General features: G+C 66.6%; 23 protein-coding genes. 7 read left to right on the top strand and 16 right to left on the bottom strand.

Annotated features, from left to right (window positions below; translation table 11 throughout):
* From KF715_06540 to KF715_06530, 3 genes are all read left to right on the top strand, one after another.
* The gene (locus KF715_06540) at positions 1-633 is read left to right on the top strand and encodes a cytochrome c (GenBank protein ID MBX3736323.1); all 633 of its coding nucleotides are present in this window, start codon (positions 1-3) and stop codon (positions 631-633) included.
* 124 nt (positions 634-757) lie between these two features.
* Positions 758-1723, top strand: a complete 966-nt coding sequence (locus KF715_06535) for a LysR family transcriptional regulator (GenBank protein ID MBX3736322.1) — start codon at positions 758-760, stop codon at positions 1721-1723.
* 1 nt (position 1724) lies between these two features.
* Positions 1725-2396: a hemolysin III family protein gene (locus KF715_06530; protein MBX3736321.1), complete on the top strand. Its 672-nt coding sequence runs from the start codon at positions 1725-1727 to the stop codon at positions 2394-2396.
* 6 nt (positions 2397-2402) lie between these two features.
* On the opposite strand, the gene KF715_06525 is transcribed toward KF715_06530, so the two are convergent.
* The 5 genes from KF715_06525 to KF715_06505 all read right to left on the bottom strand — a co-directional run bounded on the left by KF715_06525 (position 2403) and on the right by KF715_06505 (position 4570).
* Complete coding sequence (locus tag KF715_06525; protein ID MBX3736320.1) at positions 2403-2624, bottom strand: tryptophan-rich sensory protein; 222 nt, start codon at positions 2622-2624, stop codon at positions 2403-2405.
* A 48-nt stretch (positions 2625-2672) separates the two neighbouring features.
* Positions 2673-2879 carry a tryptophan-rich sensory protein gene (locus tag KF715_06520; GenBank protein MBX3736319.1) on the bottom strand — a complete coding sequence of 69 codons (207 nt, stop codon included), beginning with the start codon at positions 2877-2879 and terminating at the stop codon, positions 2673-2675.
* Positions 2880-2913: 34 nt separating this feature from the next.
* Positions 2914-3438, bottom strand: a complete 525-nt coding sequence (locus KF715_06515; GenBank protein ID MBX3736318.1) for a chemotaxis protein CheD — start codon at positions 3436-3438, stop codon at positions 2914-2916.
* 193 nt (positions 3439-3631) lie between these two features.
* Complete coding sequence (locus KF715_06510; protein MBX3736317.1) at positions 3632-4117, bottom strand: asparaginase; 486 nt, start codon at positions 4115-4117, stop codon at positions 3632-3634.
* Positions 4118-4177: 60 nt separating this feature from the next.
* The gene (locus tag KF715_06505) at positions 4178-4570 is read right to left on the bottom strand and encodes a hypothetical protein (GenBank protein ID MBX3736316.1); all 393 of its coding nucleotides are present in this window, start codon (positions 4568-4570) and stop codon (positions 4178-4180) included.
* A 99-nt stretch (positions 4571-4669) separates the two neighbouring features.
* On the opposite strand from KF715_06505, the gene KF715_06500 reads away from it, so the two are divergent.
* Positions 4670-5887: a sulfatase-like hydrolase/transferase gene (locus KF715_06500; protein MBX3736315.1), complete on the top strand. Its 1218-nt coding sequence runs from the start codon at positions 4670-4672 to the stop codon at positions 5885-5887.
* Between the two features lie 149 nt (positions 5888-6036).
* Here KF715_06500 and KF715_06495 read toward each other — a convergent pair whose 3' ends face one another.
* From KF715_06495 to KF715_06445, 11 genes are all read right to left on the bottom strand, one after another.
* Positions 6037-9966 (bottom strand): response regulator, encoded by a 3930-nt coding sequence (locus KF715_06495; protein MBX3736314.1) that lies wholly within the window; start codon positions 9964-9966, stop codon positions 6037-6039.
* Between the two features lie 98 nt (positions 9967-10064).
* Entirely contained in the window at positions 10065-12869 is a 2805-nt protein-coding gene (locus KF715_06490) for a hypothetical protein (protein ID MBX3736313.1), read from the bottom strand.
* 82 nt (positions 12870-12951) lie between these two features.
* On the bottom strand, positions 12952-14931 hold the full coding sequence (locus tag KF715_06485) for a DUF4340 domain-containing protein (GenBank protein MBX3736312.1): 1980 nt from the start codon (positions 14929-14931) through the stop codon (positions 12952-12954).
* Positions 14932-15072: 141 nt separating this feature from the next.
* Positions 15073-16554 carry a GldG family protein gene (locus KF715_06480; GenBank protein ID MBX3736311.1) on the bottom strand — a complete coding sequence of 494 codons (1482 nt, stop codon included), beginning with the start codon at positions 16552-16554 and terminating at the stop codon, positions 15073-15075.
* A 4-nt stretch (positions 16555-16558) separates the two neighbouring features.
* On the bottom strand, positions 16559-17320 hold the full coding sequence (locus tag KF715_06475; protein ID MBX3736310.1) for an ABC transporter permease subunit: 762 nt from the start codon (positions 17318-17320) through the stop codon (positions 16559-16561).
* Between the two features lie 146 nt (positions 17321-17466).
* Positions 17467-18489 (bottom strand): ABC transporter ATP-binding protein, encoded by a 1023-nt coding sequence (locus tag KF715_06470; protein MBX3736309.1) that lies wholly within the window; start codon positions 18487-18489, stop codon positions 17467-17469.
* A 139-nt stretch (positions 18490-18628) separates the two neighbouring features.
* Complete coding sequence (locus tag KF715_06465; protein ID MBX3736308.1) at positions 18629-19624, bottom strand: biotin--[acetyl-CoA-carboxylase] ligase; 996 nt, start codon at positions 19622-19624, stop codon at positions 18629-18631.
* Positions 19625-19685: 61 nt separating this feature from the next.
* On the bottom strand, positions 19686-20267 hold the full coding sequence (locus KF715_06460) for a hypothetical protein (protein MBX3736307.1): 582 nt from the start codon (positions 20265-20267) through the stop codon (positions 19686-19688).
* Positions 20268-20289: 22 nt separating this feature from the next.
* Positions 20290-20709 (bottom strand): hypothetical protein, encoded by a 420-nt coding sequence (locus tag KF715_06455; GenBank protein ID MBX3736306.1) that lies wholly within the window; start codon positions 20707-20709, stop codon positions 20290-20292.
* On the bottom strand, positions 20706-21722 hold the full coding sequence (locus KF715_06450) for an adenosine kinase (protein MBX3736305.1): 1017 nt from the start codon (positions 21720-21722) through the stop codon (positions 20706-20708). The genes KF715_06455 and KF715_06450 overlap by 4 nt, the downstream gene beginning before the upstream one ends.
* A 43-nt stretch (positions 21723-21765) precedes the next feature.
* Positions 21766-22149: a hypothetical protein gene (locus KF715_06445; protein ID MBX3736304.1), complete on the bottom strand. Its 384-nt coding sequence runs from the start codon at positions 22147-22149 to the stop codon at positions 21766-21768.
* 127 nt (positions 22150-22276) lie between these two features.
* On the opposite strand from KF715_06445, the gene KF715_06440 reads away from it, so the two are divergent.
* The 3 genes from KF715_06440 to KF715_06430 all read left to right on the top strand — a co-directional run bounded on the left by KF715_06440 (position 22277) and on the right by KF715_06430 (position 25391).
* Complete coding sequence (locus tag KF715_06440; GenBank protein ID MBX3736303.1) at positions 22277-23881, top strand: CTP synthase; 1605 nt, start codon at positions 22277-22279, stop codon at positions 23879-23881.
* A gap of 109 nt (positions 23882-23990) precedes the next feature.
* Positions 23991-24785 carry a 3-deoxy-8-phosphooctulonate synthase gene (kdsA, locus tag KF715_06435; GenBank protein ID MBX3736302.1) on the top strand — a complete coding sequence of 265 codons (795 nt, stop codon included), beginning with the start codon at positions 23991-23993 and terminating at the stop codon, positions 24783-24785.
* Positions 24786-24905: 120 nt separating this feature from the next.
* Positions 24906-25391 (top strand): E3 binding domain-containing protein, encoded by a 486-nt coding sequence (locus KF715_06430; protein ID MBX3736301.1) that lies wholly within the window; start codon positions 24906-24908, stop codon positions 25389-25391.
* The last annotated feature ends 36 nt before the right edge of the window (positions 25392-25427 follow it).

Raw genomic sequence — 25427 nt, 5'->3', positions numbered from 1 at the left:
ATGAGCGACGAAAAACACTCTCACCTCGAGCAGTCCGGCGCGTCCGACGAGTCGATCCAGCAGGTTCATGCCCGCGAGCAATCCTCCACGGCGTGGCACGGCAGCTTCTCGCTCACGCTGATCGGCGTCATGTGCATCGCGATCTATCTCGGCGCGATCTACCTGGTCAACTATTCGGGCCACTTCGATCCCTCGATCTACAACGAGCATCAGAAGCCTTCCCTGCAAGCCGCGGCCGGTCCGACGCTCACGCCCGCGATGTTCGGCAAACGCGTGTTCACCGCGAACTGCATGGCCTGTCACCAGGCCACCGGTCAGGGCGTCCCCGGCGTTTACCCGCCGCTCGCCGGCTCGGAATTCGTGCTCAAGCCCGAACACGAAAAGCACATCATCAAGATCGTCCTCTTCGGCCTCAACGGCCCGATCACCGTCAAGGGCGCGAATTTCAACAACGCGATGACACCCTTCGGCAGCCTCCTGAAGGACGAGCAGATCGCGCAAGTGCTCACCTACGTTCGCTCCGAGTGGGGCAACAACGCTCCCGAGATCAAGCCCGAGCAGGTCGCCGCGATCCGCGCCGAACTCGGCGCGCGCGGCCCGTGGACCGTCGAGGAACTGCTGAAGACGCCGTAAGCACTGGAACTGCTCCCGCTTTTCAAGGCCGCCCGCGAGGGCGGCCTTTTGCTTTCCCGCGTCCTTTGCTCGGCGCCACAACGCAGGCTCGACCTGAACGAAATTAACGTTACGCCTCACTAACGTGAAATCTGCTCAAGGCGCTGCGAGCGATCCCTTCACCCGCTACACCGGGGTGGAGCTGCGGCACCTGCGCCTCGTCTGGACCGTCGCGGAGGAACGCAGTCTCACCCGCGCGAGCGAGCGCCTCAACCTCACGCCCTCCGCGCTCAGCCATCAGCTCCGTGTGCTGGAGGAGATCGTCGGCGGTCCCATCTTCCATCGTGAAGGCAAGACCATGCGCCTCACGCCCGCCGGCGACGTGCTCCTCGACGCCGCCGTGCGCGTGCTCGGCGCCGTCGCGGACGCCGAGGACCGCCTCGCCAAACTCAAGCAAGGCCGCGCCGGCACCGTGCGCCTCAGCACGCATTGCTACACCGGCTACCACTGGTTGCCGGCCGTGATCCGCTCCTTCCGCGCCGAGCATCCCGAGGCCGACGTGCGTGTTGTCGGCGAGGTCACGCACCGCTCGCTCGAGGCGCTCTACAACCGCGAAATCGACCTCTCGATCACGACCGAAAAGCCCGAGCGCACCGGCATGCTCGCCCGCGCCGTGTTGCGCGACGAGGTGCGCCTGCTCGTGCCGCACGATCATGCGTTGGCCCGCAAGCCCTGGCTCGAGCCCGGCGAAATCGCGCGCGAGCACCTGCTCATGTATGCCGCCCGCCCTGAGGAGTCGTCGCTCTGCATCGACATACTTCGCCCCGCCGGCGAGTGGCCGCGCCGTTTCACCTGCGTGCAACTTACCGAAGCGATCCTTGAGCTCGTGAAGGCCGGCATGGGCGTCGCCGCGCTCGCCGAGTGGGCCGTGAAGCCCGCGCTCGCCGACGGCCAGCTCGTGGCCAAGCGCATCACGCGCAAGGGCTGGCACCGCACGTGGCACGCCGTCACGTGGCCCAAGGCCGAGGCCGGCCCGCTGGTGATGAATTTCGTCGACCACCTCGCGACCGAATTCGCCTCGCGTGGGAAGGCCGAAAAAATCTCCGCCTGAAATGTCCGCCTCCGCCAAACACGTTCCCGACAGTTATCCGCCGCTCGAGGAGCTGGCGAACCGCCTCACGCACGGAGTCGGCGCGCTGCTCTCCATTGCGGGCCTCGTGTTCCTCGTGGTCTACTCTTCGCTCTACGGTAACGCGTGGCACGTCACGAGCACTGCGATCTACGGCGCCACGCTTGTGCTGCTCTACAGCGCTTCCACGCTTTATCACTCGGTGAAATCGGAGAAATGGCGCCGTCGCTGTCAGCGTTTCGACCACGCGGCGATCTTTCTGCTCATCGCCGGCACCTACACGCCGTTCGTGCTCGGACCGCTCCGCGGCGGCTGGGGCTGGAGCCTCTTCGGCGTCGTCTGGGGCTGCGCGGTCGCGGGCGTGATCCTGAAATTTTTCTTCGCCGGCCGCTTCGATGTGCTGTCGACCGTCATCTATCTCGCGATGGGCTGGCTCGTGATCATCGCGGCCAAGCCTCTGTTCGCCGCGCTGCCCGCCGGCGGCATCTGGTTCCTGCTCGCGGGCGGGCTGTGCTACAGCTTCGGCACGATCTTCTACCTCTGGGAAAAACTGCCGTTCAATCACGCGGTCTGGCACCTGTGGGTGCTCGCCGGCAGCGTGTGCCATTGGGTGGCCGTGTTCGGCTACGTCGTGCCACGCGCGGCGCTGCCGTAACCGCGCTCAGCGGTTGAGCCACCACACGGTGCCGTTCAGCACCGACGCGAACGACACCCAAGCGAGATACGGCACCCACAACGCGCCGGCGAAGCGGTCGAGGTGCGCGAATTTCAGCCCCGTGATCACGAGCGCAATCCAGAGCGCGATCACCTCGGCGAACGCGAGACCGGGATTCCGCAGTCCGAAAAACAGGCACGCCCACAGCGCGTTCAAGGCGAGCTGCACGAAATACCATGTCAGCGCTGAGCGCCGCACCGCCGATTCAGCGCACCGCTAGACGCGCCACGCGGCGATCGCCATCAACGTGTAGAGCGCCGACCACACCGGCGCGAACAACCAGCTCGGCGGATTCCACATCGGCTTGTGCAGCGTTGGATACCACGTGACGACGCTGCTGCTTGTCGCGGCACCGCCGATGCCGGCGGCCGTAAACGTCACAACGAGAAACCCGAGTAAGACCAGCCCTGAACGTGCGCGCATGGCGGCAGGCTAGCCGCTTCCGGCGCTGCGCCAACTACGAGTTCAGGGAATGCTGGATGTTCTCCGTCGGCGTCTTCATCGACACCTGGCCGGAGCTGACCTCGAGGTGAACCGTGCGGTTGATGTTGCCGCCGGTTTCCGTGCGGCGAACGAGGTATCCTTGCTTCGAAAGATAATCGAGTGTCACCCGCGAATTGCGCTCGCCGATGCGGAACGGGTCCGTGCCCGCGATGACGCTGGCGCCACCGGCGACGAAAATTCTCAGTCGCGAGCGCTCGGCGCGCAGGCCGGCGAGGGCCTTGAAGAAGGCAGGCAATCCCGTGTCGGCGAACATCGCCGGTTGGCGCGCGGCCTTGTCGGGCGAGATCGAGGACTCCGGCAACATCAGATGCAGGATGCCGGCGGCCTTTACCGCCGGATCGTAAGCGATCACGCCGATGCAGGATCCCAACGCATAGGTGCTGAGGATGACCTGCGAGTTGTTCGAGACGGCCATGTCCCCGACGCCGATGACGACGCGTTGGGCAAACAGCGAAGCGACTGTGGGAGAGCCGGCCATAGGTCAGGCGGGCACGTCGCGGAAAGGGCGGCTTGCGGGCGCGTTGGTAACGGGAAAAAGCATGGGCGCCGGGCGCAATTGCCGGCTCACTGTGGTTCGGCTCCCGTCGGGCCAACTTTAGGGGATTCCCCGTAACCGGGTTATTTCCCTCCTGAGCAGCAGGCAAATAAGGCCGGTTCTCGGTGGCTCGGCGCTAGCTTTTTGGCTCGAAACGGCTCGCAGCGCGGTTCTTGCGCACCGTATCAGCGGCGGCGACGACGCCGTTCATGGCGATGTAAACGCCCGGCGGCAGCACTTGCAGAGCGCCGATCGCGCAGCCGACATTGAAGACCGCGTCGCTGTCGCGAAAGCGGGCCGGTTGCATGGCGCCTGTAAAAACAACCGTCTTGTCGACGATGTCCTGCAGCTTGGCTGCGGTGGCCGTCATCGTGTCGGTGCCGTGCGTGATGAGGATGAGCTTCTCCGGGGCCGCTTCCACGCGGGCGCGGATCAAGGCGCGGTCCTCATCGGTCATCGCGAGGCTGTCTTTTTGCAGCACCGACTCGACGACGAAGTCGAAGGTGACGTTCGAGTCCCGCAGCAACGGGCCGATCTGGGGCTCGCCGACTTCGTAGGTGCTGGCGGCGTCGAAGTAGACCTTGTCGATGGTTCCACCGGCGGTGATGACACGGAGGCGCATGGGCGGACGATGAAGCCGAAGCCGGTCCGGCGGCAAAGATTTTCCGTTCCGCCTTCCGGCCTAAAAAAGGCCGCGTGCCATGCCGGCGAGCCACGGGGCCGCCGCCAACACGAGCATGCCGAAGCCGAGCAGTCCGCCGCGGCGGAGATCGAACTCCGCGAAGACGCGCGGCCACGAGGCGTGAAACAGTCCGCGGCCGACCCACACCTCGAACACGAACATGAGCCCGAACCACAAGGCGCCGACGGCCCATGCGGACGCGGCGCTCGGAGCGGCGAGCCACGGCGCGGTAAGCCAGGCGATGGCGAGGATGAGCGCCGATCCGGTGAAGACGCCGACCTGTCGCGCGCGAAGGTCGCCGAGCGGGCGGTTCAGATAACGCACGCGCAAGCTGCCGTGCACGGTCTCCGCCAGCGCGATCAGCGCGAAAATCGCCAACGCTTTCCACCACATGCCGCCAGCTTAGCGGGTCGGCGCGCGCGTGGCTCCGCAGCGATTGCGGTCCGGCTTTTTTGTGCGCCTTTTCCGCGTTTTGTGGCCAAGTTCCCCCTCGTGCCGCAACAGCCGAACATCCTTTGGATCGTGACCACCCAGTGGCGCGCGCAGGCGTTCGGCCGGACCGGAGATGCGAACGCGCGCACACCGTGGCTCGACGGATTCGCGAGCGAAGCGGTGGACTTCGCGCAAGCGGTCACGCCGCACCCGCTCGGTCCGCAGGCGCGCGCGGCGCTGTTGACGGGAAAACTCTGTCCGGAGAGCGGAGTGAGCGACTACTGGGACGCGTTGCCGGGCACATCGCGCACCGTCGCGCACGCGCTGGGCGATCGCGGTTATCGCACGGCGTGGTTCGGCAAATGGCATTTGAGTGCGCGCGATCGCACGGCACCATTCGTGGGCGAGGCGCACGCGAAGCAGCTCGTGCCGCCGGAAGCGCGCGGCGGTTTTGCGCTCTGGGAAGGGTTCGAGGGCGGATTCCTGCTCAACGATCCGTGGCTCCACGGCACGCGCCTGCCAGAGCCGAAGCACTTCAAGGGTTACCAGGCGGATGTGTTGGTGCAGCGTGCGGCGGATTGGCTGCGCGAGCCGCACGACGCGCCGGCATTTTGCGTCGTGAGCCTCGAGGCGCCGCATCCGCCGTATCACGCGCCCGCGCCGCATGTGCGTGAGGTGCGACCGGACGAGATCGAATTGCGGGCGAACGTCCCATTGGGCGGCGACGCGGAGAAAAAGGCGCGCGACGAGCTCGCGGGCTACTACGCGCACATCGAGGCCACGGACCGGGCGATCGGGCGCTTGCTGGCGGAGGTTGACCTGAGCGGGACGATCGTGGCGTTCACGTCGGTGCACGGCGACATGCACGGCAGCCACGGTTTGTTTCGCAAGGCGTGGCCGCACGAGGAAAGCGTGCGCGTGCCGCTGTTGATCAGAGGACTGAGAGCGGAGAACCGAGGACGAAGCGACGATGCGCCCGTGAGTCTGGTCGATTTGCCGCACATGGCGGTGGCGTGGGCGGAAGGGCGCGAGTGGGTGTGCAAACGCGACAGCGCGGCGATCTCGATGCCGAGCGCGACGGAAATTCCGTTGCAGTGTCCGCACGCTTGGCGCGGTTTCCGCACCGCGCGGCACAAGCTCGTGCTGCGCCGCGCGCCGGACGGACGCGAGTTGCCGTGGCTTTTTTTCGACCTCGCGCGCGACCCGCTGGAAATGAGAAACCTCGCCGACGAGCCGGCAAGGTCTGAGGAAATGCGCGAGCTGCTGCGCTGGCTCTGAGGTGACGAGGAGTGCGTCGCGGGTTCAGCCGGACTCAGGCAGTTGGGCGCGCTTCTCGACTCTAGCGATCCGCACTGAAAAGTCGTCGTTGCCGGTCCTGACGACGACTGGCGTCGGCAGGGACGCCGACGCCCACCCACTGAATGAGCTCAGGTCTTTTCGGCGAAGTATTTCCGCACCATGGCGTGAAGGTCGTCGAGCTTCACGGGTTTCGGCAGATAGTCGTCCATGCCGGCGGCGAGGCAGCGTTCGCGGTCGCCTTGCACGGCGTTGGCGGTGAGGGCGACGACGATGGGTTGGCGCGGTTTGGGGAGGCGGTTGCGAATCTCGCGCGTGGCGGTCAGGCCGTCCATTTCGGGCATCTGGACGTCCATGAAAACCAGGTCGTAGTCGCGTTGCTCGATCGCGCGGATGGCTTCGAGACCGTTGCTGACGGCGTCGGACTGGTAGCCGAGGCGGTTGAGCAGGTGGAGGGCGACTTTCTGGTTAACCGGATTGTCCTCCACGAGGAGGATGTCGAGCGGGATGCTGCGGGCGAGTTCGCTGTGCGGTGCGACGGCGGTGGGCGTGGGCGGGGGCGCCAGGGCGCCGCCTTTCATCAGGCGCGAGAGGCATTCGCCGAGGAAGGTCGGCTTGATCGGCTTGGGCAGCCGCATAATGAACGGCTCGGCGCTCTGGCCTTGGCGAACGCCGTCCGATGCGGCGGTGAGCAGGACGATGGGCAGGCCCGGCTGGAGCGCGTGGAGCTGCTTCACGAGTTCGTCGCCGGCGGTGCCGGCCAGATCGTGATCGACGATCGCGATAGCGGGGCGGCGGTCCGCGGCGGCGGCGAGGGCTTGGGCGGCGTTTTCGGCGAGGACGGGCGTGCAGCCCCATTGGTGCAGGCAGGTGCCGAGCGCGTGGCGGTTCACGGCGTGATCGTCGACGGCGAGCACGGCGACGCCGGCGAAGTTCAGCACGCGGCCGCCGGTGGGGACTTCGGCGCGTTCGGTCTGAATGTTGAAACGGAAGCGCGAGCCGTGGCCGAGCTGGCTGGTGACGTCGACGGTGCCGCCCATGAGCTGCACGAGGCGGTCGCAGATGGCGAGGCCGAGGCCGGTGCCGCCGTATTTGCGTGTGGTGGACGAGTCGACCTGGCTGAACGGCTTGAACAGTGCGCTCTGGCGGTCGGCAGGAATGCCGATGCCGGTGTCGGTGACGATGAAGTCGAGCAGCAGCGCGCCGTCGCCCGGCGTGCCGGCCTCGGCGGCGAGTTTCACCTCGATGGTGATGAAGCCGCTGGGGGTGAACTTCACGGCGTTGTTGACGAGGTTCACGAGCACCTGGCGCAGGCGCGTGATGTCGCCGACGATCCAGGTCGGCACGGCGGGGTCGATGGCGTAGGCGAGCTCGATGCCCTTGGCGGCGGCCTGCAACGCGAAGATGTCGAGTGTCTCCTCGACGCATTGCGAGAGCTCGAATGGGTGGCGCTCGAGCTCCATGCGGCCGGACTCGATCTTCGAGAAGTCGAGAATCTCGTTGATGATCGAGAGGAGTGCGTCGCCGGAGGTGCGGATCGTCTGGACGTAATCGCGTTGCTCGGGCGTGAGCGTCGTCTCCATCAGCAGACTCGTCATGCCGATGACGCCGTTCATCGGCGTGCGGATCTCGTGCGACATCGAGGCGAGGAACTCGGACTTGGCGCGCGAGGCGGAGTCGGCTTCGGCCTTGGCGCGGCGGAGCTGTTGCTCGACTTCAACGCGCGAGGTGATGTCGGTCTCGATGACGATGAAGTTCTCGACTGCGCCCTCGTCGTTGAGCACCGGCTGGAGCTCCAAGTGCACGTGGTAGCGCTTGCCGCTGCGGGCGTGGTGGATGACGTCGGTGGTGATGGCTTCGCGGCGGGCGAAGGCGCGGGTGACGCGTTCGACGGCGGTGAGATCGTCCTCGGGGCTGGAGAGGAGTTCGACGAATGGACGGCCGCCGATGTCCTCGAGGGTGTGCTCGGCGAGGCGGCTGAAGCTCTCGTTGACCCATTCGACGCGGCCGTCGGAACGGGTGATGACGACGGCGTTGTCGGTGCGGCTGGCGACGAGGGAGAGTTTGCGCGTGGCGGCCTGCGAGGCGCGGAGGGCTTCCTGCTGGGATTTGCGCGAGGTGATGTTCTGGCAGGTGCCGGCGATGCGGAGCGGGCGGCCGATGCGGTCGGTGCCGACGCATTTGGCGCGGAGGACGAACCACTCCCAGTTGCCGTTCTGGTGTTTCACGCGGAACTCGGATTCGAAGAGCTCCGCCTTGCCGGTGAGGTGGGCGTCGAGGGCGGCGTGGTAGCCTTTGAGGTCGTCCGGGTGCACGAGGCGGAGGAGGGACTCGTGGATCGCGGGCATGAACCCGGCGTCATAGCCGAGCGAGTTCCAGAAGCCGGCGCTGTAGATGGCGCGGCCGTCGTTGAGATTCCACTCGATGACGCCGATGTGCGTGGCGTCGAGGGCGAGGTTGAGGCGTTCGTCGGTGACCTTGAGGCGGGCCTCGATGCGGCGGCGTTCCTCGTTCTCGGCGCGGAGTTGTTCGGAGGTGGATTCGGCGGCGCGTTGGCGGTTGCGGGCGGATTGGGCGAGGTTGACGACGAGGCCGAGCAGCAGGGAAACGCCGAGACCGGAGGCGAGCGCGACCTCGGGGAGATACTGGCGGTTGGGCGCGATGAATTCCGGCCGGGGCAGGAGTTCGAGCACGACGCGCTGGCCGAGGAGGTTGAAGGTTGCGGATTGGCGCAGGCGCTCGTTGGGAGTCGCGACGTGTTCGGCGGATTGGAAGACGATGACGTCGCGGGCGGTGGGTTGCGCGGCCTGCGGGTTGAGGAAGCGCGCGGTGAATTCGTAGCGCGAGGAGATGTTGAGGCGGTCGTCGATGGCGTCAAAGACCTTGGGCAGGCCGAGTTCGCCGACGATGAAGCCGTCGAAGGTGCCGCCGCTCAGCACGGTGGCGTAGACGGCGAGCGAGGGAGGTTGGACCGGGGAGACGATCGGCGCGGCGATGGCGAAGGCGAGCGTCTCGCGTGCGGAGGTGAGCGCCTGGAGGCGCAGCGGGTCGCGGCGGTGATCGAAGGACGCGGCGTCCTCGTTGCCTTCGCGCGGCCAGAACCAGCGGGTGCGGAAATTGGCGTCGACCCAGCTGATGGAGCGGTAGGCGGGGAAGTCGGCGGCGTGGGCGCGGGCGTCCTTTTCCCAGCTGGCGAGGGGCGTGCCGCCGGAGTCGGTCCAGCGCTCGGCCATGCGGCGGAGGTTGTTGATCTGGGCTTCGGTCTCGGCCTTGAAGGCGGAGGCAACGGTGTTGATCGTGAGATTGGTGGTGGTGTTGAGGTAGGCGGTCTGCTGGCCGCGGAGCGACACCCAGAAGAGGATCGTGATGGTCGCGCTCGCGGTGACGACGGGGAGCCAGAGCCAGCGCGGGCCGGCTTCGTCGGTGGTGTCGGCGGCGTCGCGCGCAGCGAGCAGCACGAGGGCGGCGCCGAGGAGTTGGAGCGCGAGGGCGGCTTGGGGGCCGATGTGGGCGTGCGTGGACCAGAGATCGATTTGGGTGAGGCCGATCCGGCCGGCGAGCACGGCGGTGAAGCCGTAGGCGCCGGCGAGCGAGCCCACGAGCGCGAGCAAGAGCGGGCGGCGCGGGTCGATGCGCACGGTGCCGAGCCACGCGAGGAGCGCGCCGGTGGCGACGAGGATGACGCCGAGAAACAGCGGGACGCGGCCGATGTTGTTGCCCTCGATCAACTGGTCGTGGTGCGTCAGCAGGTTATCCACTTCGGGCCACCAGCGCAGGCCGGAGCTCGCGAGTGCGAGCAGCGCCAGCAGTGTGGCGACCAGCGCGGGAAGCGCGGAGAGGCGCCGGCCCGGCAGCACGGCGAAAAGGAAGGGCGAGAGGCCGAGCGCGAAGAAGCAGAAGGCGGCGTTGGCGGGCAGCGGCAGATCGTAGGCGCGCGGTTGCACCCAGTTCACCTGACCGGTCCACCAGCCGAGCAGAACCAGTCCGCCCAAGAACGCCAGCGCCAGGAAGGGCAGCAGGTGCAGGTTGCGCAGCAAAGTGGTCGAGGTGACCTTCGACATCGAGCCCCAGAAGCTACGTGGAGCCCGGCGCGGTTAGCAATGAAATAGGTGTTTATCCCTAGCAACGGCTTCAGTCTTCGGGCGCGGCAGCTGAGGCCTTATCGCCCGCCGGTCGATTTGGCTTCGGGCTCGGGTTTTTTCTCGGGAACTGGAGGCGGCGCGGCGGGTTTTTCGGGGGCGCGGCCGGTGCCGCCGGCACCGAGGATCGTGACGGACCAACTCGGTTTCTGGATCGGTCCGGTGAGGCGGAGGTCGAGGATGCTGGCGAGGGGATTGACGACCATGCCGACGACGAAGGTGAGCGGGTTGCGGTTCTCTTCGTAGGGCTTGAACTTGGCGGTGAAGTTGAGCGTGCGGTCGCTGAGGCGGTAGTCGCCCTTGCCTTCGATGAGGGCGGTCGGGCCGGTGACGCGGACGTCGGGCACAGTGACGAGGCCGTTCGCGAGTTTGTAGCTGGCGCGCAGGGTATCGAGTTTCAGCGACGAGAAATTCAGGGACAGGCTGCTGAGCACCTGCGACAGCAGGCCGAAGAGATGCACTTCGCCGAGCTCGGCGCCGGCGAGCTGGACGTTGCCGCTGCCGATGAAGGACTTCAGGTCGTCGGGATTGCCCTGTGCCGAGATGGCGAACTGGAGTTTGCCGCCGCTGGCGCGTTTGAGGAGTTCCTTGTTCGGCGAGGTGTTGGCGTCGGTGCTGCCGCGTGTCGCCTCGTATTCGTGCATCGCGCGGATCGCACGCACCATGTCGGCGTTCTCGATGTAGAAATCGAAGCCGAGCTTTCGCCCGTCGGCCGCGCCGGAGTAGGAGGCCTTGGCGGTGCCGCGGCCGCCGGCCACGCCGATGAGGATGCGATCGAGGCGCACCTCGGTGCCGCTGGCGCCGCCTTCGGCCTCGATGCTGTCGAGGGGGAAACCTTCGTAGCGCAACCCGCCGTTGGCGGAACCGGTGAAGCGCAGCTCGGGCGAGCTCCTGCCGTTGGCGAAATCCGTCGCGCCCCAGAAATGCACGTCGGCGGGCCGGCTGAAGATCCACGGTTTCAGCAGCGTGTCGGCCGTCTCCTTGCCGAGGTGGTGCAGGGTCGCGGGCTCGAGGTTGCCGGCGAGGTCGAACTCGAGGCGGCGCTGCTCGCGCGTCGCAGGATCGGCGAAGCGCTTGAACCAGCCGCTCGCGCGCTGGGCGCCGCCGGCGCGTTCGACGCGGAGGTCGAAGGCGTGGACGAATTGCGGCCGGAGGAAAACGATGGCGTGCGCGCGCTCGAAATCGGCGCCGAGGACCTGGGCGTCGACGGCGTCGGTGCTGCCGTAGTAGGCGACCTTGGTGACGTTGTGCCAGTTGCCGAGCACGTCGACGTCGGCGCGGGGCGGCGCGCTGGCGAAGCCGAAGTTGGTCTCCCAGAATTTCGGCCACCAATCGGAACGGAACCAGCCGGAGATCGATTCGGGATGCAGGGCGCCGCTCAGCAGGAAGCGGTAGTCCCACGTGCGGAAATTCATGAAGTAGCTGCCGCGGCCGTAATTCTCGCCGATGCGCGCGAGGGCGTCGTAGGCGAGGAAGTTGCCTTCGCGGTCCACGTCGATGCGGCCGCGGGCGTGCGTGACCTTCACGCCGCGCGAATCGAGGCGCTGCACGCGCACGCGGGATTGCAGGGTCTCGAATTTCCAGCCCTCGTTGAACCGCACGTCGGCGTGCACGGCGACGGGATCGCCGAACACGAAATACGGGGCGAGCTTCGGCGTGCGGACGGGGAGCACGGCGTCGACGAGCGACGGCGGCACGCGGCCGTCGAAGTGGAGTTGCGCGGTGGCGTGGGCGAGGTCGATCTCGGTGGCAAGCGCGAAGGCGACTTGGTGCGCGCGGAGCGCGAGGTTGGCGCGGAGGGGTTGGTCCTGGGCCCAGTTGAGCTGGAGCACGGGTTGCTCGACCTGTTCGTCGTAGGCGGCGATGCGGTCGGCGGCGAAGCGCACGACGGCGGCGTGCGGCCGCGTGGGAGCGAGCGGGGTGATTTCCGTCGTGACGAGGCCGCGGGGCTGCTCGATCACGATGTGGTCGCGCACGGTCGCGCGGTCGGCGTGGAAGCGGATGCGGAGCGGCCGGGCGTCGGCGCCGTCGAGGCGCAGGGTGCTGCGGGCGTGGAACGCGGTCGCGACGAGCGGCCAGTCGCCGGTGGCGCGCACGGCGTCGGCGGTGAGATCGAGCGCGGCGACGTGACCGACGCCGGGGCGGAACTCGATCGTCGCGGAGAGGTGCGGGTGTTCGAGCTGTTCGAGCTGGGGAAGCTCACGGACGAGGCGTTGGCCGTAGCGGAGCGCTTCGCCGATGATTTTCGCGGGGTCGGGCGGCGTGCCGGTGCGCGGTGGCAGTTGGATGTCGCCGCGGGCGGTGACGAGGAGGTTGCCGGCGCGGAAGTTGAGCTGGTCGAGGTGGAGCAGGTTTTGCTCGAGGCGGAGTGTGGCGCAGATCTCGCGGAGCACGGGCTCGGCGGTGCCGCTGGGCGAGAGCAGGGCGGGGAGTTGGAGCGTGCCGCCGTCGAGGCGGATTTCCTCGGGGGCGCGCTGGCCGGAGAGATAGGCCCAAATGCCTTTGCGCACGTAGAGGGTGCGGCCGGTGAGCAGCGGGTCGTCGAATTGGCGCGAGCGGAGGCGGATGCCTTCGAGGAGGATTTTGCCGGTCGGGTCGAACTGCGCGCGGGTGAAGGTGGCGGCGAGGTTGGCGTCGGCGAGGCGCGTGTCGATGGTGCGCGTGACGAAGGTCGGGACCGGCAGCTCGTGGGCGAGGGCGATCCAGATCTGCGCGGCGAGCGTCAGGCTCAGGATGATCCACAGCGCCCAGCACGCAATCGTCGCCGCGCAGGAGAGGCAGAAGCGCGTGGCGGAAGCGACGTGACCTGGGCGTTGGTTGGGCAAGGCGGCGGACGAGGGACGGAGGACGGAGCGCGGGCGCGGCGGCGAGACGAGGGAGGCGTCTCGCGGTGGCGGCGAAGCGGAATCAGCCCTTGGGCTTTTCGGTCGGGGCGGGCGCCGCGGGTGGGCCGGGGTCGTGCTTTTCGGCGTAAGTCAGGGCGAAGAGCGCGTCGACGAGTTCCTGGGGCGCTTCGTAGGTGACGCCGCCGAATTCCTCGGTGCCGGCGAGCTGGGTGGTGCCGCCGAGGCGCTCGGTCAGGTAGAGCTTGGAGGTGACGGTCTGCGCGTTGCCGCCGGCGAGGATGAGCGCGACGTCGAGCCGGTAGCGCCAGGCGGGGTTGGTGCCGTTGTAGGTGGCGCGTGCGGGATCGAAGGTGTCGGTGACGAAGCGTTTGGCGCGGAGCTTGCGCATCTCGGCGAGGAGCGTGGCGAGGTGCGGGCGCTTGGCTTCGGGGGCATCGGAGGCGGCGATGCTGGCGGCGGTGAGCTCGCCGCCGGGCGCGGCGTTGAGGGCGAGGACGACGGTGTTGGGGGAGAGATCGGTGAGGGTGAGGCCGACGACGTGGGTGCCTTCGGGGAGCTCGCGGAGGATGCGTTGGCGGAAATTCAGCGCGGTGACGGGGACGTCTTCGAGGAGGTCGGTGTCGATTTCGTAGACGTAGGGGGCGTTGGCGACGCGGGCGTAGGCGACGCCGGGTGCGGCGGGTTTGGTGCCGATCTGGAGCGTGGCGGTGGAGGCTTCGTCGCCCTTGGGGCCGCCGCCGGTGCGGAGGTTGAGGGTGATTTCGCGGTCGGGGCGATTGAAGCCGAAGCTCTCGAGGTCGGCGGCGGAAGGGGCGTCGCTGAGGAATTGGGTCGCGGAGAGGAGTTTCAAGCGCTGGAGAAAGTCCTGCACGATGGCGGTGTCGGCGGGGATGGTTTGCGGGGCTTGGCCGGTGGCACCGCGGACGACGACTTGCCAGGCTTCGGTGGCGTCGAGGCGTTGGAGGGTGAGTTCGGGGCGGTCGGGCGCAGCGAGAGTGAGCGAGGTGACGTCGACGAAATCGAAATCGAGGACGTGGCGGTCGCGGAGGGTTTCCTGGGCGCGGGCGAGGCGGTCGAGGAGGCCCATCTGTTCCTTGTTGCTCTGGCTCTGGCCGGCGGTGAGGCGGGTGACGAAAACGGCGGGCTTGTCCTCGAGTTTGGCGTAGACTTCGACGGTGCCGATGGTGCCGGGGGCGGGGGCGGCGGAGACGAGGTTGCCGAGGAGGAGGGTTTCGCGGCGGGCGTTGCCGTCGAGTGTGAGGCGGAGTTGCGGGGAGCCGAGGCCGGTCTTGGCGGGGTCGGCGTCGCGGGCTTCGAGGAAGCGGCTGACTTGGAGGCCGGTGAGGGCGGCGATGGTGGTCTCGGTTTCCGGTTTGTTGCCGCGGGTGTTGATGGGCGTCTCGAAGGTCCAGTGTTTCGGGTCGCGGCGGATGCGGACCTTGGCGCTGGAGGTTTGGACGACGAGGGCGCGCACTTCGAAGACGGGAACGGTGAAGATGGCTTCGGAGCGGAGTTGTTCGGCGGAGAGGCCGAGGCTGTCGGCGAGCGCGCGGCTGACGACATGGATGCGCGTGCCGTCGGGGGAGAGGACGTAGAGGCGGTTGGCGGTCTCGGTGCCTTTGCCGATCTTGAGCGCGTAGTCCTTGCCGGCGGAGGTGAAGGTGAAGGTCATCACCGGGTCGGTGAGATCGTAGTCGGCGAGGGAGCGGCCGCTCTTGTCGAGGTCGGCGACGGCGAAGCTGGTTTCGTTTTCGAGGAGCTGGAGTTCGTTGAGGATGCGGGCGACGGCGTGGGGATTGGCGGGCCAGGCGAACGGCTGGGTGACGATCCAGGCGCCTTCCTTGTTCTTTTCGACGGAGATGGTGGGGGCGTTGCGGCTGGTGCGGGTGAACTTCTCGATGTTGGACGTCTCGGAGCCGAGCACGCGGCGGCGGGTCTCGAGCTGCGCCTTTTCCGCGCGCCACTGTTCCTCGTAGCGGAAGATGTAGAAGAACAGAACGACGTTCAGGAAAAGGAGGACGACGGTGACTTTGGAGCGCATGGCGAGGGAGCGATCAGCGGTCAGCTTTCAGCAGTCAGCTGTCAGCGAGAGACAAGGTGGAACGAGGGCGATGGCGGCGAGGGAGGCGTGCAACGGAAGGGGAGGTTCGGGAGCTGATGGCTGAAAGCTGAGCGCTAATCGCTAGCTGCGCCGGGTCCAGTAGACGATGAGGCCGAGGAGGGCGACGGCGCCGGGGACGACCACGAGGAGACCGAGGCGCAGGCGATTGAGTTCCTCAGTGGAGAGGGCGAGTTGGAAGCGCTCAACGGGGCGCGCGGGGATGTTGAGATTCGGATCGCGATCGGAGGCCCAGTTCACGGTGGCGATGAAAAGCGGGAGATTGCCGATGGCGGCGATGCGGTTGTTCGTGACGAGGTCGGAGGTGCCGAAGACGGCGAGGCGGCCACCGGGCACGCTGAATTCGAGTTTGGCGGGTTTGACGCGCTCGGCGACGGTCAGCACGCCGAGCGGGCCGCGGAGATCCTGCCCGGGCGTGTAGAAGTGCGGGGCGGGGAGCCGATATCCGCGTTCGCCCCAAGCGGTGTTGCTGGTGGTGACGAGAGTTTGGACCTTGATACCGTCGGCGACGGGGGCACCGGGGTCGGCGGCGACGGTGCGCGCCAAGCCGACGAGGATAGGCGTCTGGTTGTTGGCGAGCGTCTGGACGATCGGATGCTGGGGGAACGGATAGCCGCGGAGCAGCATCTCGCCGGTCTCGGCGCTGAAATCGCCGCTGTTGTCGTTGATGACGTCGTCGTAGGCGATGATGCCCCAGTCGAACAACAGCACGTCGAGACCGTGCTGCTTGCCGGGGTCGAGCATGAGGATGATGCCGCCGGCGCGGGTCTGGAGGTAGTCGCGCAGCAATTCCTCCTCGAAGCGCTGGAAGCGCGCGGTGGAAGGACCGACGATGAGGAGCAGCGCGGCGTCGGCGGGGATCTTGCGGTTGCGCGTGAGGTCGAGGGCGTCGAGCTGGTAGTTGCGCTGGCGGAGCGCGTCGCGGAGTTGCGACAGTCCGCGGTCGGTCACCACGTCGGGCTGGGCCTCGCCGTGGCCTTGGACGAAATAGATTTTCTTCGGTGCGGTGGAGGTGACGTCGAGGATCGCGGCGGTCAGCGCGGACTCGCCGCGGAAGGCGTCGCGGACCGTGGCGCGGTCCTTGAGGCGGTAGAGTTCGTCGATCGTGACGAGCCGCCGTTTTTCCCCGGAGGCAACCACGACGACGGCATCCATGCCCTCGACGCCCTGCTTCTGCGCCTCTTTCGGGCTTTGGTAGATGTCGATGAAGCTGGCGGTGATCGGCGCGCGCTCGTTGTTGCGCGAGGCGAAGACGTATTCGCGCAGCAGGCCGCGGAGATCGAGGTAGGCTTGGGCGATCTCCGCGCTGTCCTTGTCGTCGCGGAAGGTGACGTAGATGCGGACGGGCTGGTCGAGGCGCTCGAGGTAGGAGCGGGTTTCGGCGGAGAGCGAGTAGCGGCGTGAGTTGGTGAGGTCGAAGCGGCCGAAGTGGTTTTGCGCGACGTAATTCAGGCCGGCGAAGAGCGAGAGGAAGAGCGCGGCCTGCAGCAGCAGGTTGATGATGCGGACCCAGCGCGCGGCGCGGAAGCTGTCGGCGAAGTGCATGCGGTCAGCCTTGGAGGAGCTTCGCCTCGACGCCGAGGATGCTGAAGATCAGCGCGAGCACGGAACCGGTGAGGTAGAAAAACACCTGGCGCGTATCGATCACGCCGTGGCTGAAATCCTCGAGGTGCGTGAAGGTTTGCAGGTTTTCCACCGTCGTGCGCACGGAGGCGAAACCCTCCTGTTGCAGGAGCGGGGTGTTGCCGAGGAAGTAGACGCCGGCGGTGAGCGCGAAGAGCGCCGTGAAACTCAAGATGCCCGCGACGGCCTGGCTGCGGGTCAGCGCGCTCGCGAGGATGCCGATGGCCACGAAGAGCAGGCCGCTGACGGCGATGAAGGTGTAACCGCCGACGAGCGGGCCCCACTCGAGCAGGCGCGCGTCGCGCGAGTAGTGGTGCAGGATGTAATGGAAACCGCCGGTCGAAGCCCAGAGCAGCAGGTAAAGGAGGTAGGCGGCGCCGAATTTCCCGAGCACGACTTCGGTCGTCGTAACCGGTGTGGTGAGCAGGGTCTCGAGCGTGCCGAGGCGGCGCTCTTCGGCGAGGCTGCGCATGGTGAGCAGCGGCACCATGAAGTAGACCGGGATGATGAAATACTGGAAGAACTGCTGCGCGGGCTGCTGCTCCTGCGGGTGCGTGCTGTAGTTGTTGAGGATGCCGGCGAAGATGAAACCCATCACGCCGAGGAAGAGCACCGCGGCGACATAGGTGCTCGGGTTGAAGAGCAGCGCGCGGATCTCGTGGGCGAGGATGGTGAGGAAGTGGCGCATGGTTGAGCGGGAGCAGTCAGCGATCAGCGGTCAGCTTTCAGCTCGGAAGAGCGGTGCAGTGCGGTCGGCCGCGGCCAAGTGCGGATGTTCAGGCAACCGCAATCGTCGGCCGGAAGCTGACGGCTGAGAGCTGATCGCGGACGGCTTCATATCTTTGGCAGCGGCGGGCGGCTGGGGGCGGGGCCGGCGGTGTCGGGCGCGCGGGCGTCCCAGCTGCGGCGGGTGGCGGCGAGGAAAACGTCTTCGAGCGTCGGCAACGAGCGGCTCAGTGCGCGCAGGCGGTAGCCGCGCGTCGGGAGCGCTTGCAGGAGTTTTTCGCCGAGGTCGGCTTCGGAGTTCGTGGTGAGCATCACGACGCAGAAGCCGTCGGGCGCGCAATCGCTGACGCTGGCGACCTTCAGTGTGCCGTCGATGTCGGCGAGCAACACGGGGAGCGCGGCGCTGTCGCCGCTGAGTTCGAGGCGGTAAGTCGAGTGGCCGAAGATTTCCTGGCGCAGGTGCGCGGGCGAGCCTTGGGCGACGATGCGGCCGCCGTTGATGATGAGCACGCGGTCGCAGGTGACCTCGATCTCGGGCAGGATGTGCGAGGAAATGATCACGCTCATGCGGCCGCGGAGGCTGGCGATGAGGTCGCGGACGATGAGGATCTGGTGCGGATCGAGACCGATCGTCGGCTCGTCCATGATGATGACGTCCGGTTCGGCGAGGATCGCCTCGGCGATGCCGACGCGCTGTTTGTTGCCCTTGGAGAGGCGGCCGATGATCTTGTGGCGGTTGCGCTTCAGGTCGCAGAGTTCGAGGACTTCGTCGATGCGGGCGCGGAGTTTGGAGCGCGGCATCTCCTTCAGACGACCGCGGAACCAGAGATATTCCGACACGCGCAGGTCCTCGGGCAGCGGATTGTTTTCCGGCATGTAGCCGAGGTGGCGCTTGGTGATCTCCGGATGACTGGCGACGGGATGACCGCAGATGCGCACGGAGCCGGACGTGGCGGGCAGGTAACCCGTGAGGATGCGCATCGTGGTGCTCTTGCCCGCGCCGTTCGGTCCGAGCAGGCCCACGATCTCGCCGCGCTTCACGGAGAAGCTGATGTCGTTCACGGCGGTGAGGGAGCCGTAATTCTTGGCGAGGTGCTCGACCTCGATGGTGATGTCGTTGGGTTCTGCCATGCGGCAAATTGCAGACGCTGCGCCATTAACACGGGCTTTGCCCCCGCATCGCAAGCGTCGAGTCGGAGGTCGGTGCCACGCGATTTCCGGGCGCGGAATCCCGTGCTCGGAGAGCCCGGGCTACCAATAAAACCACGCGTCAGGTCGCATCCTTGCCCAACGTGACCTCGCCGGCGCGGAAGCGTTCCGTCGGGCCCGTGTCGGTGCGCACGATGAGCGAGCCTTCGTCGTCGATGCCCATGGCGGTGCCGCGCACGGTGCGGTTGCCTTGGATCACCGTGACGGGCCTGCCACGGAGGAGGTCGTATCGGTTCCAGAGGTCGGCGAAGCGGGCGCGATACGAGCCGTCGACGAACTGCGCGTAGGCTTGCGCGATGCGACCGATCAGCGCGGCGGCGAAGCGATTGAGATCGAACGGCTCGCCACGCGCCTCGGCGAGCGAGGTGGCGATGCGGCGCAGGTCGGCGGGCAGGTCGGCGTGGCGGCCGTTGACGTTCAGGCCGAGGCCGAAGACGAGATCGCGCACTTGGTCGGCGTCGATGCGCGCTTCGGTGAGCATGCCGCCGGCTTTGCGGCCGTCGATCATGAGGTCGTTCGGCCATTTGAGCTGGGGCGCGAGGCGGCAGAAATTTTCCACCAGCTCGCAGACGCTGACGCCGGCCCAGAGCGTGAAGTCCTGCAGGCGCGCCGGCTCGAGTTGCGGGCGCCAGACGAAGGTGACGTAGAGGTTGCCGTTGGCGGCGCTGTGCCAAGTGCGCCCGCGGCGGCCGCGGCCACGGGTCTGCTCGCGCGCGAGGATGGCGAGCGGCAGCGGTTCGTCGGCGGCGAGGCGGCGCTCGGCTTCGCTGTTGGTGCTGTCGACGGTGTCGAGGCACACGAGGTGCGGCGCGCGCGTGCGGCCGAGGTGCGTGCGGATGAGTGCTTCGTGCAATTTGTCCGGCGGCGCGATCAGGCGGTAGCCCTTGCGCGGCTCGGACTCGATGACGAAGCCCTCCTCGATCAGCCGCTTGAGGTGAAAGAAGACGGCGACGCGGGTAATGCCGAGCTGCTTGGCGAGCCGGGTGCCGGGGACGAGTTCGCCGGGGTGGGCGAGGAATTCGCGGAGGATGACGACGTCGGTGTCGGACTCAGGCACGGCGGAAAAGTTGGTGCGACGCGCGCGCCGTGGCAAGCGGCAGACGGCGCATGCGGCGGCGCTATTTTTTCGCGCCGTTGGAGACGTCGATCACGTGCTGGAGGCGCTCGTTTTCCTCGGCGTTCTTCTGTGCCTCGTAGGCGGCGCGCGCGCGGTCGGCGAACGAGGGCGAGAGGAAAGGGATGTGCCAGCGGTTCAGCGCCATGTCCAAGGCGTTCATGTTGGCCTCGGCGAGGCGGATGGCCTTTTTCGTGATCTCCTGCTGGCTGAGCGCGTCGTCGCCGCGGAGTTCCTGCTGCTTTTTCTCCACGACCTTGTAGTCAGGCAGGTGGACGACGCCGTCCTTTTCGGTGGTCTCGGTGTTGCCGGAGGGTGCGGCGGCGGCCTTGCGGGCGGCTTCCTCGGCGGCGGCTTTGCGCGCGGCGTCGCTCTTGGCGGCGTTGAATTTGGGCAGACGGGAAAGGAGCGCCTCGTTGGTGCGGACGGAGGTCGTGGGTGTTGCGGGCTGCGGATCGGCCTTGAGCGCGGGGATCGCGCAACCGAGGACCGTGAAGAGCACGAGGTAGCGTCGGGTCTGGCGCATCGATGAACCGACAATGCGTTTCTTGTTATGTTCGGTCAAATCTGGACGGCGCTGAGTCATGGTGCCGCCTCCGCGGGGACGCTCAACGCTTGCCGGGAAAAATCTCAGTTTCGCTTGCCGGCCCAATCGGAATGACCTCGATTCCATCGGCGTCGATTTCAAGGATGCCACCTGGTGCGGCGGGCGAAATCCGCAACTGAACGACTTCGTTCTCACGTAGGTCGACCGGGACCAGATTCGAATGAATGAGCGAAGCGACAGAAAGGCTCCCGTCATGGATACGCATAGGCAGAGGGAAGGTGTGGTGGACGCGCCGAACGCCCTTCAGCGAAATCTCCAAATCCTGCCAGTAGCCTTCGCCTGCATCCACTCCCACTTGTCCCGAGGAGGCGTGGATGTAAGCGGGACGCAGCACGAGCACGCATTCGTTGTCGTGGTGCTTCATTTCCGCCAGAACGGAATCGTGAAGCTCGAGATAGCGAAACACGGAACCGCGGGTCACGGCTTCCCGAAATCCTCCGCGTGGGCTCGGAGGCGCGGCCAGTGGATGTCGGGGATCGAGGCGCCGAGGTGTTGCACGGTTTCGGCGCCCAGGCGGGAGCCGATCGCGCCGGCGAGGGCGAGCGATTTGCTGCGCAAGTAGCCGTAGAGGAAGCCGGCGGCCCAGGCGTCGCCGGCGCCGGTCGTGTCGACGACGTGTTTGACACTCACGGGGAAGATGCGGTGGAGCTCGCTGCCCTGCGCGACCCACGCGCCGTCCTTGCCCATCTTCACCGCGGCGATGCCGCCGAATTGGGCGAGCTCGCGGGCGTAGGCGTCGTAGGAGTCCTCGCGGCGGAAGAGGGCCTTGGCTTCGTCCTCGTTGCCGATGACGACGTCGAGGCCAGCGCGGAGTTGTTCGAAGATCCAATCGCGGGCGACGTTGACGACCTCGAACGACGCGAGATCGAGGCTGATTGTGCAGCCGGCGGCGCGCGCGGTGTCGACGACCTTCTGGGCGAGCGCGGGGTTGAAGAGCAGGTAGCCTTCGATGTGCGCGTGGCGGCAGCCCTTGAAATCGGCGAGGGTAATCTCGTCGGGGCTGAGCGTCATGGCGGCGCCGAGGTGCGTGCGCATGGTGCGCTGGCCGTCGGGCGTGACCATCGAGAGGCAACGACCGTTGGGGAGCACGGCGCGTTTGAAGCGCGAGCCGTCGCCGCCGGCGGCGACGAAGTTTTCAAAATAATGCTCCGCGGTGATGTCGCCGCCGATTTTGCCGAGGAAGGTGGTTTTCAGGCCGAGCTTGGTGGCGCCGAGCGTGGTGTTGGCCGCGGAGCCGCCGGGCATCATGGCGATGCGATCGCCGAGACGGTGGAGCAGAGAGACGATGTCGGCATCGTCGACGAGCACCATGCCGCCTTTGTCGCCGGCGACGTGTTGCTTGAGGAACGCGTCGTCGACGTGAGCGAGCAGATCCATGATCGGGTTGCCGACGCCGATGAGTTCGAATTTGTGCGATGCGGTGTGCTTGGCCATGGGCGAGAAGAGGGGAGCTAGGAGCGAGGAGGGATGACGGGCGTCACAGCGTGACGGTCATGCTCGTGGCTAGGATCGGTTCCTCGTCGACCTCAATGAGGATCGAGTAGTCGCCCGGTTGCGAGAAGGTGAGGTTGCTCAGCTCGTTGATCAGGTTGATGCGATGGAGCGGGCTGCCGGACTCGAACTCGCGGTGGATGAGCTCGCTAAGGCGCGTGGGGTCGAGGCCCATGGAGATTTTCACGCGGTGCTTGCCGGGCTGCACGTCGGTGAGCGTCATGAACCACACCATGTAGGGGTGGGTGAGCGGGAAGGCGCGGCCCTTGATGTTAGAGAAGACGCCGAGGATGGTGTGTTTGCCGGTGGCGGGGTCGATATGGACGCCGTCGCACGTCAACCAGACGAGGAGCTGAGGTTTGGCCTGCACAGTGCGGCAAAATCCGGGCCCGCAGCTGAACTGGCAAAGCAATTTCTCGGGCGGCGGCGCGATAAAAGCAGTCACGTCCAAGCTTTTTCTTGTGTCACGACTCCGCCCCACCAATACCGTAAAGCCCGTGAAGTATATTTTCGTCACAGGCGGTGTGGTTTCATCCTTGGGCAAGGGTCTCACGGCGGGCTCGCTCGGCGCGTTGCTCGAGACGCGCGGACTCTCGGTGCGAATCCAAAAATTCGACCCTTATCTCAACGTCGATCCGGGCACGATGAGCCCGTATCAGCACGGCGAAGTCTACGTGCTCGACGACGGCGCGGAGACCGACCTCGACCTCGGTCACTACGAGCGCTTCACGAGCGGCAAACTCAGCCGTGCGAACTCGCTTTCGTCCGGCCAAATCTACGAGGCCGTGATCGCGAAGGAGCGTCGCGGCGACTACCTCGGCAAAACCGTGCAGGTGATCCCGCACGTCACGAACGAGATCAAGGAGCGCATCTACAAGGGCGGCAAGGGCGTCGACGTGCTCATCACCGAGATCGGCGGCACGACGGGTGACATCGAAGGCCTGCCGTTCATCGAGGCGCTGCGTCAGTTCGCGCTCGAAGTCGGTCCACGCGAGTGCTGCTTCATTCACGTCACGCTCGTGCCTTGGGTGAACGCCGCGGGCGAGATGAAGACGAAGCCCACGCAGCAGTCCGTCGCGAAGCTGCGCGAGATCGGCATCCAGCCGCACATGGTCGTGTGCCGTTGCGACCACCCGTTGCCGCTCGAGATGCGCGAGAAGATTTCGATGTTCTGCAACGTCCCGGTGAAGGCCGTCATCGCCGCCGAGGACGTCGAGTCGTCGATCTACGAGCTGCCGCTCATGCTCCAGAAACAGGGCATGGACCAGATCGTGTGCGATCTGCTCGGCATCAAAAACAAGGCGCCCGCGAAAAACATCTGGGTCGACATCGTCCATCGCATCAAGTCGCCGAAGCACACGGTGAACATCGGCGTCGTCGGCAAATACATCGAGCTCCAGGACGCCTACAAATCCGTCTACGAATCGCTCGCGCACGCCGGCATCGCGAACCATTGCCGCGTGAACATCATTCGCGTCGACGCCGAGGACCTCGAGAACAAGTCCGGCCTCGCCGCGCTCAAGAAGCTCGACGGCATCCTCGTGCCCGGCGGCTTTGGTGACCGCGGCATCGAGGGCAAGATCGCCGCCGCGAAATTCGCGCGCGAAAACAAGATTCCCTATTGGGGCCTCTGCCTCGGCATGCAGGTCGCCGTGATCGAGTTCACCCGCAACGTCCTCGGCCTGAAGAAGGCGAACTCGATGGAGTTCGACGAGAAGACGCCGGACCCGGTCATCGCGCTCATGGACGAGCAGCGCAACGTCGTCCAGAAGGGTGGCACGATGCGCCTCGGCGCCTACGCCTGCCAGCTCAAGGCCGGCACGCTCGCCCGCCGCGCCTACGGCCAGGACACCGTCACCGAGCGCCATCGCCACCGCTACGAGGTGAACAACGACTACCTCGAGCGCCTCGAGAAAAAGGGCATGGTCATCTCCGGCTGGAATCCGAAGCGCGGCCTCGTCGAGGTCATCGAGTTGAAGGACCACCCGTGGTTCGTCGGCACGCAGGCACATCCGGAATTCCAGTCGAAGCCCAACAAGGCTCACCCGCTCTTCGCGTCCTTCATCGCCGCCGCGATCAAGCGGCACGACGCGAAGAAGTGAGTTTGAAACCACAAATGAACACGAATGGACACGAATGTGGGCACGGCATTCGTCGCGTTTCACTCATTCGTGTGAGTTCGTGTCCATTCGTGGTTAGTTTTCCGTCCTCATGATTTTCGATCCGAATAAGCTCCTCCTTATCGCCGGCCCGTGCTCGCTCGAGAACGAGACCGTCTGCCGCGCCGTCGCGACAACGCTGAAGCAGCTCGCCGCGGAACACCGTGAGCTGAACATCATCTTCAAAGGCTCGTTCGACAAAGCCAACCGCACCTCGCTCGGCGGCGATCGCGGCACCGGCATGGAGGAAGGCCTGAAGCTCCTCGCGCTCATCAAGCGCGAGTTCGGATTCCCGGTGCTCACCGACATCCACGAGCGCCAGCAAGCCGCGCCCGTCGCCGCCGTGTGCGACGTGCTGCAGATTCCCGCCTTCATGTGCCGGCAGACCGACCTGCTCCTCGCTGCCGCCGCGACCGGCAAGACGGTCAACGTGAAGAAGGGGCAGTTCCTTTCGCCGCAGGAAATGGAGTTCGTTGTCGCCAAACTCCGCGACGGCCAAGCCGCCGAAATCTGGCAAACCGAGCGCGGCACGACCTTCGGCTATCAAAACCTCGTCGTCGACATGCGCTCCTTCGCGATGATGAAGACGCTCGGCTATCCCGCGATCTTCGACGCCACGCACAGCGTGCAACTGCCCGGCGCCGCCGGCGGCAAATCCGGTGGACGCCGCGAATTCGTGCCGCCGCTGGCCAAGGCCGCGCTCGCCGCCGGCGCCGACGGCCTGTTCATCGAGACGCATCCCGATCCGGCGAATGCGATTTCCGACGGCCCGAACATGATTCCGCTGCCGGAGCTGCCGAAGCTCATCGCGCAATGCCTCGCCATCTGGCGCGCCGCGCGCGGGTGAATTAGTCTCAGCCCGCCACCCCGGCGGGCTTTTTCATACCTGCCGACGCGAACTTTCCTCGCCGGGCGCGGCATTGACCGCCGCGGCGCACCGCCGCAATTTCGCGGTAAAGAAACACCCATGCCCACGTTCCAGATCGACGTTCCGATGCCCTCGATGGGCGCCACGGTGAGCGAGCTCACCATCATCAACATCGTCGTCGCGCCCGGCGCCAAGGTCGCCAAGGGCCAGAAGCTCGCCGAGCTCGAAAGCGACAAGTCCGCCTTCGATTTCGAGTCGCCCGCCGAGGGCACGATCGTCGCCGTCAAAGGCAACAAGGGCGAAGTGAAACGTTCCGGCGATGCGCTCTTCCGCATGGAGACGAGCGATCAAAGCCTGCAGCACCTCGCGATTGCCACCGCGCAACACGATGCGCAGGCGGCGACGCAGGCCGCGCCCCACGCGCCGGCGGCCGCGGCCAAGGCGCTCGTCTGGACGCCGCGCGCGACGAAGATGGCGCAGGAAGCCGGCCTCGATCCGACGACGATCTCCGACATCGAAGCCACCGGCCCCGGCGGCCGCGTGTCCGGCGACGACGTCGCGAAATATCTCGCGAGTCGGAAGTGACGGGCGCTTCACCGGCATCCCTGCCGCGCAACGGGT

This window comes from Candidatus Didemnitutus sp. (assembly GCA_019634575.1).
Classification (GTDB): Bacteria; Verrucomicrobiota; Verrucomicrobiia; order Opitutales; family Opitutaceae; genus Didemnitutus.
Note: the sequence above shows the minus strand (reverse complement) of the source record. Positions and strands in the feature narration are given on the sequence as shown.

What these genes read in the sequence shown, in the direction of transcription:
- KF715_06540 (MBX3736323.1), top strand. Translation starts at nt 1, where the DNA reads ATGAGCGACGAAAAACACTCTCACCTCGAGCAGTCCGGCGCGTCCGAC.
- KF715_06530 (MBX3736321.1), top strand. Translation starts at nt 1,725, where the DNA reads ATGTCCGCCTCCGCCAAACACGTTCCCGACAGTTATCCGCCGCTCGAG.
- KF715_06520 (MBX3736319.1), bottom strand. Translation starts at nt 2,879, where the DNA reads ATGCGCGCACGTTCAGGGCTGGTCTTACTCGGGTTTCTCGTTGTGACG.
- KF715_06515 (MBX3736318.1), bottom strand. Translation starts at nt 3,438, where the DNA reads ATGGCCGGCTCTCCCACAGTCGCTTCGCTGTTTGCCCAACGCGTCGTC.
- KF715_06510 (MBX3736317.1), bottom strand. Translation starts at nt 4,117, where the DNA reads ATGCGCCTCCGTGTCATCACCGCCGGTGGAACCATCGACAAGGTCTAC.
- KF715_06505 (MBX3736316.1), bottom strand. Translation starts at nt 4,570, where the DNA reads ATGTGGTGGAAAGCGTTGGCGATTTTCGCGCTGATCGCGCTGGCGGAG.
- KF715_06495 (MBX3736314.1), bottom strand. Translation starts at nt 9,966, where the DNA reads ATGTCGAAGGTCACCTCGACCACTTTGCTGCGCAACCTGCACCTGCTG.
- KF715_06485 (MBX3736312.1), bottom strand. Translation starts at nt 14,931, where the DNA reads ATGCGCTCCAAAGTCACCGTCGTCCTCCTTTTCCTGAACGTCGTTCTG.
- KF715_06480 (MBX3736311.1), bottom strand. Translation starts at nt 16,554, where the DNA reads ATGCACTTCGCCGACAGCTTCCGCGCCGCGCGCTGGGTCCGCATCATC.
- KF715_06475 (MBX3736310.1), bottom strand. Translation starts at nt 17,320, where the DNA reads ATGCGCCACTTCCTCACCATCCTCGCCCACGAGATCCGCGCGCTGCTC.
- KF715_06470 (MBX3736309.1), bottom strand. Translation starts at nt 18,489, where the DNA reads ATGGCAGAACCCAACGACATCACCATCGAGGTCGAGCACCTCGCCAAG.
- KF715_06460 (MBX3736307.1), bottom strand. Translation starts at nt 20,267, where the DNA reads ATGACTCAGCGCCGTCCAGATTTGACCGAACATAACAAGAAACGCATT.
- KF715_06450 (MBX3736305.1), bottom strand. Translation starts at nt 21,722, where the DNA reads ATGGCCAAGCACACCGCATCGCACAAATTCGAACTCATCGGCGTCGGC.
- kdsA (MBX3736302.1), top strand. Translation starts at nt 23,991, where the DNA reads ATGATTTTCGATCCGAATAAGCTCCTCCTTATCGCCGGCCCGTGCTCG.
- KF715_06430 (MBX3736301.1), top strand. Translation starts at nt 24,906, where the DNA reads ATGCCCACGTTCCAGATCGACGTTCCGATGCCCTCGATGGGCGCCACG.